Source organism: Nonomuraea sp. CX421, assembly GCF_059358955.1.
The window spans coordinates 164087-176297 of sequence record NZ_JCADBK010000005.1; the positions used below are offsets into that span (position 1 = coordinate 164087).

At 71.4% G+C, this 12211-nt stretch carries 12 protein-coding genes; 4 read left to right on the forward strand and 8 right to left on the reverse strand.

What is annotated here, in order from left to right:
- Positions 1–93 precede the first annotated feature (93 nt).
- On the forward strand, positions 94–1371 hold the full coding sequence (locus tag AC5L3X_RS12160; RefSeq protein ID WP_494857017.1) for a Glu/Leu/Phe/Val family dehydrogenase: 1278 nt from the start codon (positions 94–96) through the stop codon (positions 1369–1371).
- A gap of 210 nt (positions 1372–1581) precedes the next feature.
- On the opposite strand, the gene AC5L3X_RS12165 is transcribed toward AC5L3X_RS12160, so the two are convergent.
- Entirely contained in the window at positions 1582–2280 is a 699-nt protein-coding gene (locus AC5L3X_RS12165; protein ID WP_494857019.1) for a TetR/AcrR family transcriptional regulator, read from the reverse strand.
- An 83-nt stretch (positions 2281–2363) separates the two neighbouring features.
- Between AC5L3X_RS12165 and AC5L3X_RS12170 the strand changes: the two genes are divergently transcribed.
- Together AC5L3X_RS12170 and AC5L3X_RS12175 are read left to right on the forward strand one after the other, a co-directional pair.
- On the forward strand, positions 2364–2789 hold the full coding sequence (locus AC5L3X_RS12170; protein WP_494857021.1) for a hypothetical protein: 426 nt from the start codon (positions 2364–2366) through the stop codon (positions 2787–2789).
- A 259-nt stretch (positions 2790–3048) separates the two neighbouring features.
- On the forward strand, positions 3049–3873 hold the full coding sequence (locus tag AC5L3X_RS12175; RefSeq protein ID WP_494857023.1) for a trypsin-like serine peptidase: 825 nt from the start codon (positions 3049–3051) through the stop codon (positions 3871–3873).
- On the opposite strand, the gene AC5L3X_RS12180 is transcribed toward AC5L3X_RS12175, so the two are convergent.
- The 3 genes from AC5L3X_RS12180 to AC5L3X_RS12190 are packed head-to-tail and all read right to left on the reverse strand — an operon-like array spanning position 3818 to position 6008.
- Positions 3818–4744 carry a Gfo/Idh/MocA family protein gene (locus AC5L3X_RS12180; RefSeq protein ID WP_494857024.1) on the reverse strand — a complete coding sequence of 309 codons (927 nt, stop codon included), beginning with the start codon at positions 4742–4744 and terminating at the stop codon, positions 3818–3820. The genes AC5L3X_RS12175 and AC5L3X_RS12180 overlap by 56 nt on opposite strands.
- Positions 4741–5652: an NAD-dependent epimerase/dehydratase family protein gene (locus AC5L3X_RS12185; protein WP_494857026.1), complete on the reverse strand. Its 912-nt coding sequence runs from the start codon at positions 5650–5652 to the stop codon at positions 4741–4743. Before AC5L3X_RS12185 ends, AC5L3X_RS12180 begins: the two co-directional genes overlap by 4 nt.
- A 2-nt stretch (positions 5653–5654) precedes the next feature.
- Positions 5655–6008 (reverse strand): YrdB family protein, encoded by a 354-nt coding sequence (locus AC5L3X_RS12190; protein ID WP_189123742.1) that lies wholly within the window; start codon positions 6006–6008, stop codon positions 5655–5657.
- 114 nt (positions 6009–6122) lie between these two features.
- Between AC5L3X_RS12190 and AC5L3X_RS12195 the strand changes: the two genes are divergently transcribed.
- Positions 6123–6821: a TetR/AcrR family transcriptional regulator gene (locus AC5L3X_RS12195; protein ID WP_494857028.1), complete on the forward strand. Its 699-nt coding sequence runs from the start codon at positions 6123–6125 to the stop codon at positions 6819–6821.
- Between the two features lie 112 nt (positions 6822–6933).
- Here AC5L3X_RS12195 and AC5L3X_RS12200 read toward each other — a convergent pair whose 3' ends face one another.
- The 4 genes from AC5L3X_RS12200 to AC5L3X_RS12215 all read right to left on the reverse strand — a co-directional run bounded on the left by AC5L3X_RS12200 (position 6934) and on the right by AC5L3X_RS12215 (position 12095).
- Entirely contained in the window at positions 6934–7533 is a 600-nt protein-coding gene (locus tag AC5L3X_RS12200; protein ID WP_494857030.1) for a TetR/AcrR family transcriptional regulator, read from the reverse strand.
- A 1-nt stretch (position 7534) separates the two neighbouring features.
- Positions 7535–9910 (reverse strand): PEP/pyruvate-binding domain-containing protein, encoded by a 2376-nt coding sequence (locus tag AC5L3X_RS12205; protein WP_494857032.1) that lies wholly within the window; start codon positions 9908–9910, stop codon positions 7535–7537.
- A complete protein-coding gene (locus tag AC5L3X_RS12210) occupies positions 9907–11286 on the reverse strand; it encodes an MFS transporter (RefSeq protein ID WP_494857033.1) in 1380 nt (459 codons plus the stop codon). Before AC5L3X_RS12210 ends, AC5L3X_RS12205 begins: the two co-directional genes overlap by 4 nt.
- 425 nt (positions 11287–11711) lie before the next feature.
- Complete coding sequence (locus AC5L3X_RS12215; RefSeq protein ID WP_494857232.1) at positions 11712–12095, reverse strand: ATP-binding protein; 384 nt, start codon at positions 12093–12095, stop codon at positions 11712–11714.
- Positions 12096–12211 lie beyond the last annotated feature (116 nt).

Sequence of the window (12211 nt, forward strand, 5' to 3'; positions counted from 1 at the left end):
CGCTTGAGATGATCACAACAAGTACGCCCAAAAGGATTAAAGCAACGGCGCTTTACCCGTACTTGGGCATCCAAAACAGGAGGATGCGTTCCCATGACCCTCGTGGTGCCGTCAAAGACGCCGGCTCCGATCACTCCCGGCCGCCAGGCCCTCGACTCCGCTCTCCACCAACTCGGCCAGGCCGGCGACCATCTCGGGCTCGACGACGGGCTCCGTCTCATGCTCGCCACGCCGCGCCGCTCACTGACCGTCTCGGTCCCCGTCCGCCGCGAGAACGGCCGGCTGGACGTCGTGCAGGGCTTCCGGGTCCAGCACAACGTCTCGCGCGGCCCCGCCAAGGGCGGCATCCGCTTCCACCCCAGCGCCGACCTCGACGAGGTCACCGCGCTCGCGATGTGGATGACCTGGAAATGCGCGCTCGTCGGCATCCCCTACGGCGGCGCCAAGGGCGGCGTGGCCGTCGCCCCCGAGACGCTGACCACCCGCGAGCTCGAACGGCTGACCCGCCGCTACGTCAACGAGATCCTGCCGCTGATCGGCCCGGAGAAGGACATCCCGGCCCCCGACGTCGGCACCGATGAGCAGACCATGGCCTGGATCATGGACACCTTCAGCGTCAACGCCGGCTACTCGGTGCCCGGCGTCGTCACCGGCAAGCCGACGGCGCTCGGCGGCTCGCTCGGCCGGGCCGGCGCGACCTCGCGTGGCGTGCAGATCGTGGCCCTGGCCGCCCTCGGCCGCTCGCCCGAGGGTGTGACCGTCGCCGTGCAGGGGTTCGGCAAGGTGGGCGCGCTGGCCGCCCAGTACCTGTCCGACGCCGGCTGCACCGTGGTCGCCGTCTCCGACGTGTCAGGCGCGGTCCACGCGAGCAGCGGCCTCGACATCGCCGACCTGCGCGCCTGGGTCGCCGAGACGGGCGGCGTGCGCGGCTACCGCCACGCCGACGCGCTCGACCGCGACGAGCTGTTCGAGCTGGACGTCGACCTGCTGGTGCCCGCCGCCCTCGAAGGCGTGATCACCGCCGGCAACGCGCCCCGGATCCGGGCCCGCCTCATCGTGGAGGGCGCCAACGGGCCCACCACTCCCGAGGCCGACGAGATCCTCGCCGAGCACGGCACGACGGTGGTGCCCGACATCCTGGCCAACGCGGGCGGGGTGATCGTGTCCTACCTGGAGTGGGTGCAGAACATGCAGGCTTACTCCTGGAGCGCGGCCGAGGTCGAGATGCGGCTCCGCGACCTGATGGAGAGCGCCTACGGCGAGGTGAAGTCGCTGTCGGCCGACCGCGGCCTCACACTCCGGCAGGCGGCGCACGTGATCGGCGTGGGCCGGGTCGCCGAGGCCCACCAGATGCGCGGCCTCTACCCCTGACGGCCTGCCGCACTCCGCCTGCTCGTGAGGACACCGTTGGCGAAGTAGATCGAAAAGCAGCGGCCCCGTGATCATGTATGTGATCACGGGGCCGCCATTGTCGTACTCGCTCTCGGATGGAGTCGTGGGTATCGCTGCGTTCGACAGGTTCAGATCAGATCTCGGTGGCCACCCTGGCAGTAGCCCGCGGCGAAAGCCTCGTTCTGCTCGTCAGCTCGGGAATGACGTACCTGCGATCTGAGGCGTGAGGACGGTCAGTGCTCGCGGCGTGGCTCCGAGGATGCGCTCGAGGGCCTCAAGGTGAGCTTCGACGAGCACGGCGCGCTGGTCCGCCGGAGAGGTGCGGTCCGCAGGTTCGGTGAAGGCGTCGATGAGAGCGTCGCCGAGTTGCAGCCCCATGCCGACGATGATGAGGGCCGCCTCGTCGGGGTGGGTGACGTCGAACACTGCCTCCGCACATCCTTGCCGGATGATCGCGGCCAGCAGCGGACCCTGGATCCGCTGCGATGCTTGGCTGATGCGCTGTTTGAGCACCGCGTTGTCCTCGTGCCGCCACATGTGCCCGATCGCCGCGAGTTCGCTGCTGCGCTCCGCCTTCCAGTCGAGGGCGGAGAGCAGGTAGGTGCGCAGCTTGGCCATCGCGTCGAGCGCCGGGTCCGACACAACGTGCTGGGCGGCGGTGCTGAAGTCGGTCGCGAACATCTCCACGATGCCGTCAAGGAGGGCTCGTTTGGAGTCGAAGTAGTGGTAAAAGGCGCCTTTGGAGATGCTGAGCGTCGTCAGCACATCGGAGATGGTCATCTCCTGGTAGCCCTTCTCCCAGATCAGCTCAAGAGCGGTGGCGAGAATCTGAGCACGTCGCGCCGCGTACTCCTCCGGTTTGACTTGACGAGCCATGCGCTGCTCCACCTCGCGAACGTCCGTTGACAGGCCACGATCGTCAGCATACCGTTTTCATAAACCGACCAGCGGTTTATGAATGGAGACTCTTCATGTCAGCCATGGACCTTGATGCCCATCTGCGGACCCGGGCGTTCGCTCGGGTGATCGGCCCCTACATCGCCATCTTCACCACGATTCTCGCGATCCGCTTACCGACGGCCACGGGGCTTATCGACGGCCTGTTCGCAAATCCGGCGATCGCGTGGATCCTGGGAGCGGTCATGATCGGAGGAGGGTTGGTGATCATTGGCGGACACCGGAACTGGCGCGGCCCCGCCGCGATCGCCATCTCCGTGTTCGGCTGGTTCGTGCTGCTGCGCGGCGTCGGGCTGGTCGCCACCACCTCAGCGGTGCAAGACCTCGCCGAGACCGCCACGCTCGACCCCACCTCGCTGACTCTCGCGCGCGTCTTCTTCGGCCTGCTAGCCCTGATCGGCATCTGGCTCACGTACGTCGGCTGGTGGGCGCGACCTTGATCGCGACCGTGCCGTCCATACCGCGCAAACGGAAGGGAAGGAGCATGATCGCGTTTCTGGCCAACCGCCAGGCGGCGTCATTGATCAAGCACCTACCCGCTCGGCCACACCGGCCGGCACGGCGAGATCACTCGTTCACCGGATGCCGCACCAAGCAGCCGGCCCGGCTCGTCACCGGTCACCCGCCCGGTCCACAGGTTGGTAAAGCCAAGGTGTCGCAGGTCAGGATGCTGATCATGACGCCTCTAGAGTGTCGTCCGTGCTCAGGTTGGTGCTGTCCCTCGCCCTACTCGACCCCACCGGCGCCTCGGAGCTGTCCCTACGGTCCGTGCCGGAGCAACGGGTCCTGACACCCGGCGGCGACCGGCTGGGCTACGCGCCGGTCGCCGCTCCCCACACCTCGGACCACCGCCTGTCGGGGGTGCTGCTGTCGCGCGATCCGGTCACCGGCGGCACCGTCCTGTGCGGCGGCTCGGTGATCAGGTCGAAGAGCCGCAGCCTGGTGCTGACCGCCGCGCACTGCCTGTACGACAAGGGCCGGACGCTGAAGCGGGTGACGTTCCTTCCCGGTTACGAGGAGGGCCGCCCGCCGTTCGGCGCCTGGCGCGCGGTGCGGACGTGGGTGCCGGATCGCTGGCGGAGCGAGCCGTACTCTCCGGAGCTGCTCCCGTACGACGTCGGACTGGTCGGGGTGGCCAGGGGCAGGCGCCCACTGGAGGACGTGACCGGGCGCGGGCTGCGGACGCTGCGCACCCGCAGGGGCACCTCGCTCGGCGGCCTGGAACTGCTCGGCTACCCGGCCGGCCGGCACTACCCAGGCACCGAGCTCTATCACTGCGTCGGCGACGCGGTCGAGGCCATCTCGCGCGAGCCCGGGCTGCTCGTCACGCGCAACTGCCACGCTCCGGCGGGCGCCAGCGGCGGGCCCGCGTTGTACGGCGACCTGGTGGCCGGCGTCGTCTCGTCCTCCAGCCCGCTGCATGACCAGAGCGGCTTCACCGTGCTGGCCCGGCTCGGCGGCGGGACGTTCAACCAGATGCTGACCCGCTCGGACCGGTGGATGCGGCGGCATCGGCCTGCCTGACGATGTCCTCGCAGATCGCGTGGGTGAGCAGGGCGTCGTCGGCGGTGATCGTGCGGCCGTCGCGGACGGCGTCGAGGAAGGCCAGGCAGATCTGCTCGATGCCGCGCTGCCTGCCGACCGGGGTCCAGTCGGGCCGCCTGGTGAGGGTCTCGCCACCCGCGTGGTCGATCACGTCGCCGAGGTTGACCACCCGGCGCTTGACCCCGTCGCCCATGACCTCGCAGGTCTCCTCGGCGGCGCCGCTCACCCGGTTCATCAGGCCGAGGGCGGTGAACCCGTCGCCGGACAGCTCCAGCACGATGTGTTCGAGCAGCCCGTCGCGTACGCGGGTGCGGAACCTGGTGCCGGTGATCTCGCCGGGGGCGAGGAAGCGCAGCGTGTCGACCACGTGGATGAAGTCGTCGAACACCGCCCGCCTGGGCACGTCGGGGTGGTCGGCCCGGTGCTTGGTCATCAGCACGAGGTGACGGGGCAGCTCGGCGAGCCCGGTGTAGCCGGGAGCGTAGCGCCGGTTGAAGCCGGTCATCAGCGACCTGCCCGTGGCCCGGGCCAGCCGGGCGAGATGCTCGCAGTCGGCCAGGTTGTCGGCGATCGGCTTGTCGACGTACACATGCACCCCGGCCTCCAGCAGGGGCTCCACCACCTCGCGGTGCGCGACCGTGGCGGCGTGCACGAAGGCGGCGTCGACGCCGGCTTTGATCACCTCGTCCACGGACGAGAACCGGGCCGCGACGCGGTAGGCGTCGCCGAGCCGGTCGAGCGTGTGCCTGTCGCGGGTGCACAGGTGCAGGTCGAGGCCGGGTTGGGCGGCGAGCACGGGAAGGTAGGCCTTCTCCGCGATGTCGCCCAGGCCGATCATGGCGATCTTCACGCCTCGAGCGTAGCCTTCAGCGCCTCGTCCAGCGGGGTCGGCGCGAGGCCGAACGTACGCTGGAACGCCGACGAGTCGAGCACGTACGGCGCGACGAACTGGTAGCGGGTGTGCCGCAGCTCGCCGATCATGGGCGAGAACAGGCCCGCGGCCCGCACCGCCGGCCACGGCAGCCGCATCAGGCGGGGCGCGGGCCGGCCCAGCAGGGCGGCCATCCGCTCCCCCATCTCCCGGAAGGTACGCGGCTCGCCGGTGGGCACGTGCCACGGCCGCCCCCAGGCCCGCTCGTCGGCGCCGGCCACGATCAGCGCGTCGGCCACGTCGGGCAGGTAGGTCCAGCTGTGCGGCATGTCGGCGGGCCAGACCAGCTGGATCGTCCTCCCCTCGCGGAGCGGCACGAGGAACCGGTCTCCGAGGTAGGACTGGTCGGTGGCGCCGGGGCCGAAGTAGTCGGAGCCCCGCACCTCGGTCACCCTGATCCTGCCCGCCTCGTGCGCGGCCAGCGCGTCGGCCCACATCCTGGCCCTGACCTGGAACTTGGGGTTGGTGGACGCGAGCGGCAGGTCCTCGGTCATGGGGCCGGTGACCGGACCGTAGGGATAGAGGTTGCCGAGGATGACGAGGACCGCGCCGGTGGCCTCGGCCGCGCCCAGGAAGGAGGCGGCCATCGGCGGCCAGTCGGTGAGCCAGCGGTGGTACTGGGGGTTGACGCAGTTGTAGAGGACGTCGGCGCCTCTGCTGACCTCGATCAGCCTGGCCTGGTCGGCGACGTCGGCCGCCACCCTGGTCGCCCCGGCGGGGCCGCTGCCCGAGCGGGTCACCACGGTGACCTCATGTCCCCGGGCGAGGAGCTTGCCGGCCAGATGGGCGCCCACCTGACCGGAACCTACGACGACGTGCTTACCCATGATCAGACCTGCTTCCAGACGAGACGGAGGACCGCGTTGACGACGAAGAGGGCGGCGAGGACGGCGGCCGGGGTGGTCAGACCGGCGGCATGGAGGGCGAGCGCTCCGCCGCCGAACCAGATGATCTCGAGCGCGGCGCGGGCGGGACCGGTCAGCGGGAAGACGGCGTTGGCGCCGCCTCCCGCGCCGAACAGCGCCCACACGGCCACGAACAGGGCGGGCCCGCCGAGACCGGCGAGCAGCTTGACGCCCCAGCTCTCGCTCAGCGTGAAGCCCCAGTAGCCGGCGGCGGCGAGGACACCGAGCTCCAGCAGGAACATCAGGGCCAGGTTGGCCCCCTTGGCGAGGGTGGGCATCGCATTCTCCTCGTGACTGCCGTTCTCTTACGAGAGCAATGCTCTCCCACATGAGCGACAGTCGTCAAGAGCGGTGCTCTCGTTTTTTGCCGCCGCTCTGGTAGCGTGCGGGGCATGACAGCCAGCCGTACCGCCAGAGAACGAGTCAGGGCCGAGCTGACCAGGGAGATCGCCGACATCGCCCGCCGTCAGCTGGCCACCGAAGGCGCCGGGGGCCTGTCCCTGCGGGCCGTCGCGCGGGAGATGGGCATGGTCTCATCGGCCATCTACCGATATTTCCCGAGCCGCGATGACCTGCTGACCACATTGATCATCGACGGCTACAACGCGCTCGGCGAGGCGGTCGAACAGGCCGACGCCGCCTGCTCCCCGGACGACTACCTGGGCCGATGGCTGGTCGCCTGCCACGCCGTCCGCGACTGGGCGGTGGCGCACCCGCACGAGTACGCGCTGCTGTACGGCTCGCCGGTGCCCGGCTATCACGCGCCGCAGGACACGGTCTCCGCCAGAGTCCGCGACGTCGCGGTGTACGGGCGCATCCTGTCGGAGGCGTACCACGCGGGCGCGCTCACCCCGCCGCCCCCCGCGCCCGCCCCGCCACCGGCCGCGGTCGCCGAGACGGCGGTCATCGGCGAGCTCATGCCCGGCGTGCCCGGCGACGTGCTGCTGCGCTGCGTCACCGCGTGGACCGGCCTGTACGGGTGGATCAACTTCGAGGTGTTCGGCCAGTTCGAGAACACGATCGAGGACAGGCGGGCGGTCTTCGACCACTCGGCGCGCCTGCTGGCCGGGATGATGGGCCTCGCTCAGTAGCTCCACCGGCCGATGGGCCGGTCACAGCTCCGCCGCCGACGGGCCGGCCACGACATCGGCCCATGGCCAGGACGGGCCGCCACGCCGCTCCGGCCGCCTGGCGCTGAGCCGTTCACCGCGAGCCGAACAACGGCACGATCACCTCGTCGACGATCCGAACGACCAGCTCGTCGGGGATGGACGGGCCGGCGAAGAGGAAGTGCTGCCTGAGCAGCGCCTGCCCGGCGTCCAGGCGGAGCGGGGTGACGGCGGCCGGATCGATCTCACCCCGCTCGATCGCCCGGCGCGTGATCTCCTCCATCATCCGCCTGCCCGCCCGCTGGGAGTTCTCCCGGAACCTGGCGGCGCGCGACTCGTCGCCCAGCGCCTCGCCGAGCAGCCCGCGCAGCGCCTCGCCCGCCGGTCCGGTCAGCAACTCCGCCGTACGTCTCAGCCCGGCCAGCGCGTCACCGCGCAGCGTGCCGGTGTCGGGCACCGAGAGCGGGGCGGGCAGCAGGTGGTAGACCGCGTCCATCACCAGCTCGATGCGGGTGGGCCAGCGCCGGTAGAGCGACGCCTTGCTGGCCTTGGCCCGTTCGGCGACCCGTTCCATGGTCAGCCCGGCGTAGCCGACGTCGGCGAGCTCGTCGAGCGTCGCCCGGAAGATGGCGGCGCTGAGCTCCTCGCCGCGACGGCGGGGCAGCTTGCGGTGGTCGGTCACCATGTCACGCATCCTACGAAGCCGCGGAGACCAGGCCGGTGCCGCCGTCGACGGTCACCAACTGCCCGTCGGCCAGCACCGAGGTCCCCTCACCGGTGCCCATGACGGCCGGGATGCCGTACTCGCGGGCCACGATCGCCGCGTGCGAGGCGCTGCCGCCCGTGTCCACCACCACGGCCGCGGCCCGCTGGAACAACGGCGTCCACGACGGGTTGGTGTAGGGGCAGACGAGCACGTCGCCTTCGGCCAGGCGGCCGAACTCGGACGGATCCGCGATGACCTTCACCGGTCCGGTGGCCGTGCCGCCGCCCGCAGGCGTCCCGGCGACGAGCGCGTCACCCGCCGGCCGCGCGGGGAAGATCGCGGCCGGGTCGATGAGCCGCACGCCCGCGAACTCCTCCCGCTTGGCCGCCCTCCGCAGCACGGCCGCGCGCAACCGCTCACGGTCGGGCTCGGCCGGCGTCCTGACGTCGTCGATCCCTTCGAGCTCCTCCAGCCGCAGATGGAAGACGTCCTCCGGCTCCTGGAGCAGCCCCGCGTCGCGCAGCCTGCGGCCGATCTCCACCAGGGAGCGGCGCAGCACGGGCAGCGGCTCGGTGAAGAAGAAGTGACTGTCCTCGCGGAAGGCGACGCCGGCGCGCGCCGCCTGGACCCGGCGCGTCATCCTGGCCCGGCGGGCCGCCGTACGCAGCCGGGGGTGGGCGAGCAGCCGTTCGAGCGCGTCGCCACCGGCGGCGGGAGCAGGCGGCTTGGCCGCGAGCACCCTGACCAGGCCGAGCACCGTCTCCGGCGCGTCGGCCCAGGTCGGCGGGGTGACGAGGAGCGGGCTCGCCGTCTCGCGGTGGCCGTACTCGGCGAGGAAGTCCCGCAGCTTGGCGGCGAAGGGCGCGGGGGTCGGGTCGGAGTCGAGGGCGCCCGTCAGCCGGGCCTCCTCGGCCAGCTCCTCCAGCGCCTGGTTGGCGTCGGAGGTGCGGGTGCGAGCGCCCGCGATCAGATCGCCGAACTCCTTGCCGCGCCCGAGCAGCTTGAGCGACACGAGCAGGCGCAGCAGCGCGAGGCCGCTGCCCGGCAGGTAGTCGATGCGCAGGTCGGCCACCGGCTGCACCAGGTCGAGCGCCTGCCTGGGCACCCGGACCAGCTCCGGCCACGGCAGCGCGGCCAGGTCGCGGGACTCCAGCTTCTCGGTCGCGCCGACGAAGGCGCGAAAGCGCGGGTCCTCGGTCCACCGGGCAGGGTCGTGGCGCCTGGCCAGCCGGAGGATCCGCACCGGCGTGGCCAGCATCCGGATCGACGGACGGGGGCGCGGCGGCACCAACGCGTAGACCACGCCCTCCTCCTCCACCAGGAAGTCCTCGAAGGCGCCCCTGATGCCGAAGTGGCCGGTCACTCTGGCCATCAGCCCGGCAGGGCCGTACGGAACCCAGGTGGACATGTCGATCGGGTAGGGCCGCACCGGCATGTACTCCAGCAGGATCGCGCCGAGCTTGCGCCGCACCGGGTTGAGCCGTCCCAGCGGCGGCGGCGGGAGCGCCGTCATGGGACGCGCCTGCAGCAGCCTGACCTCGCCGCCGGCATAGGCCCACTCGATGTCCTGCGGCCTGCCGAAGTGTCCGGCGACCTCGCCGGCCAGGCGGGCCAGCTCGCGCAGCGCCTCGCCGGGCAGCCGCTCGCCGGACGCGCCGGACGCGCCGGCACCACTTTCACGGACGACCCCGCCGCCCGCCGCGCCGCGGATGACAACCTCGCGCCGGCCCGGCGTGTACGCGGTGACCTCCCCCGCGGCGTCGAGCACGTAGTGGTCGGGGGTGACGAGACCGGAGACGACCGCCTCCCCCAGCCCGCTGCTCGCGTCGACCACGATCCGCGCGCGGTCGCCCGTGACCGGATCGGCGGTGAACAGCACGCCGGCCGTCTCCGCCTCGACCATGCTCTGCACGACCACCGCGATGCGCACCTCGCCCGGGTCGATGCCGAGCCGGTGCCGGTAGGCCACGGCCCTGTCCCCCCACAGCGACCCCCAGCACCGGCGTACGGCGTCGGCCAGGGCCTCCTCCCCCACGACGTTGAGGTAGGTGTCCTGCTGGCCGGCGAACGCGGCGCCGGGCAGGTCCTCGGCGGTGGCGCTGGAGCGGACGGCGACCGGGCCGCGACCGAGCGCCGCGTAGCCGGCGGCGATGGCCTCGCGCAGTTCGGCGGGCAGCTCCACCCGCTCGAAGTGGGCGCGCGTGTCGTGGCCGCCGGCGACCAGGTCGTAGGCGGCGGTCGTGATCACGAAGCCGTCGGGGACGGGGAAGCCCTTGCGGACCAGCTCTCCCAGGTTGGCTCCCTTCCCGCCGGCCAGGGCCAGGTCGTCACGGCCGAACGCCCGCAGGGGCGCGACGAGTGTCATGCTCTCTCCTCGACGTAAGCGGTGGTGCGCAGGGGACGCGCCGGCAGGACCAGCGCGAGGACGAAGGCCACGGCGAGCAGCGGCGCCATGCCGCCGAGGACGGGCGGCACGGCCTCGGCGAACGCGGCCCGCACGCTCTCGGGCAGGCCGGCCGGCCCGGCCACGGGAATGTCGCCCGCGATCCGCCAGGTGATCAGCGCTCCGGCGAGCGCGACCCCGGCCGAGGCGCCGATCTGGCGCATGAACGTCACCGACGACGTGGCGGCGCCGAGGTCGGCGTAGTCGACGGCGTTCTGCGCGGCCAGCACCATGACCTGCATGACGAGCCCGATGCCGAGCCCGACCAGCAGCATCACGCCCGCGATCGCCGCGGCGCCGCCGGCGAAGGGCAGCAGCGCCAGGCCGAGCGCGGCCACGGCGGTGCCCGCCACCGGATAGGGCTTGTAGCGGCCGGTCCGGGTGATGAGCCGGCCGGAGACGATGGTGGTGATCAGCACGCCGGCCATCAACGCCGTGACCAGCAGCCCGGCCTGGGTGGCGGTGGAGCGCAGCGCGATCTGCAGGTAGGCCGGCAGGTACGTGACGGTGCCGAACAGCGCGAACCCGACGAGCATGCTGATCGTCACGGGCACGGCGAAGGCCCGGTCGCGGAAGAGCCGCAGCGGCAGGATCGGGTCGGCCGCGTACCTCGCGCTCACCAGCCACGCGACGGCGCCGGCGAGCGCCACGACCAGGAAAACGGGCTCTCGGGTCTGACCGAGCAGCACGACGCCGACCACGGCGACGGCCAGGGTGAGCGCGCCGGCGACGTCGATCGGCGCGCGACTCACCGGCCTGGGCAGCCGCAGCGTGACCGTCAGCAGCACCAGCGCGATCAGCCCGAGCGGCGGGTAGACGGCGAAGATCCACCGCCAGTCGAACCGGTCGACGATGAACCCGCCGAGCAGTGGTCCGCCGACGGCCGCGACGACGTAGGCGGCGCCGATGAGGCCCAGGTAGCGGCCGCGCTCGCGGGGGCTGACGAGCTCGCCGATGATCGCCTGTGCGCCGATCATCAGCCCGCCGCCGCCGACGCCCTGCAGCGCGCGGAACGCGACGAACTGCGGCATCGATCCGGCCAGCGCGCAGAGCACGGCGCCGGTGACGAAGATGACGATCGCCGCCTGCATCATCGGCTTGCGCCCGTAGCGGTCGCCGAGCTTGCCGTAAACGGGCATCACCACGGTGGCGGCGACCAGGTAGGCGGTGATCACGGCGGGCATCTGGTCCAGCCCGCCGAGCGCGGTCGCCACCGCCGGGAGGGCGGGCGCCATGATCGTCTGGTCGAGCGCGCCGAGCAGCATCGCGAGCAGCAGTCCGGGGAGGACGAACTTCATGACCGCTCCTTAGAGAACGAGTCGTTCTCTAAGGAGCATAGAACTCCGCCCTAAGAAACGCAACGTTCACTATTCCCATGAGATAGACCTGGAGTAGCCATCGCACCCACATCCCGCCTAAGGGACAGCCCTGGCCACCCCGTCATGCTCAGGCGGCCTGGAGGGCTGCGGCGCGGATGACCCCCCGATCCATTGAGCCGCCACGGCCTGCGTCCGACCCCATGGAGACGGCCCCCGAGAGGCGGGCGGCCCGCTCTTTCGGGGGCCGCGTCCGGCCCGGGCCACGGAGGGAAGGCCCCGGGCCGAACGCTTTCCGTGACACCTCCCCAAGAGGAGACGACTCTCCACGGAAGGGACGACGCCATCCGCCCCCGGCCGGCCGGGGACACGCTCGTCGAACGGAGAGCGACCTGGAAGCGGACAACTCAAGAAACGATTTGGATGGCGCACCAGACAGTACGGCCCAGCCCACGGCCGTGTTCTCGGGTCCCCCAGTCCTGGGAGATCTCACGGACGATCAGCAGGCCCCGACCGTCCTCCGCCTGCGGCTCCTGCCGGACGTGCGGCCCGGAGAACGCCGAACCGGGATCGCGCACCTCCACATACACCATCTCCTCCGTCACGGTGACGGTGAGGCCGATGAGGTCGTACGGCCTGGCGTCGGAGTGCCGGAGCGCGTTCGTCACGAGCTCGGACGCCGCCAGCACGGCATCGTCGACCACAGGATGATCCTCCCCGAGCCATCTGCGCACCTCGGCACGAGCATGTGAGACAGACTCGCGAATGCCCGCCAGATGGATCGAGCCCATGACCCTCGGCTCCGCGCTCACTGCTTTCACGGCTTCACCCACTCGAAGAAGTCAGCCCTCATCGGCCCTCCCACCATCCCAAGCCACGGCTACACTTGGTAGTCGCTTGACTTCGA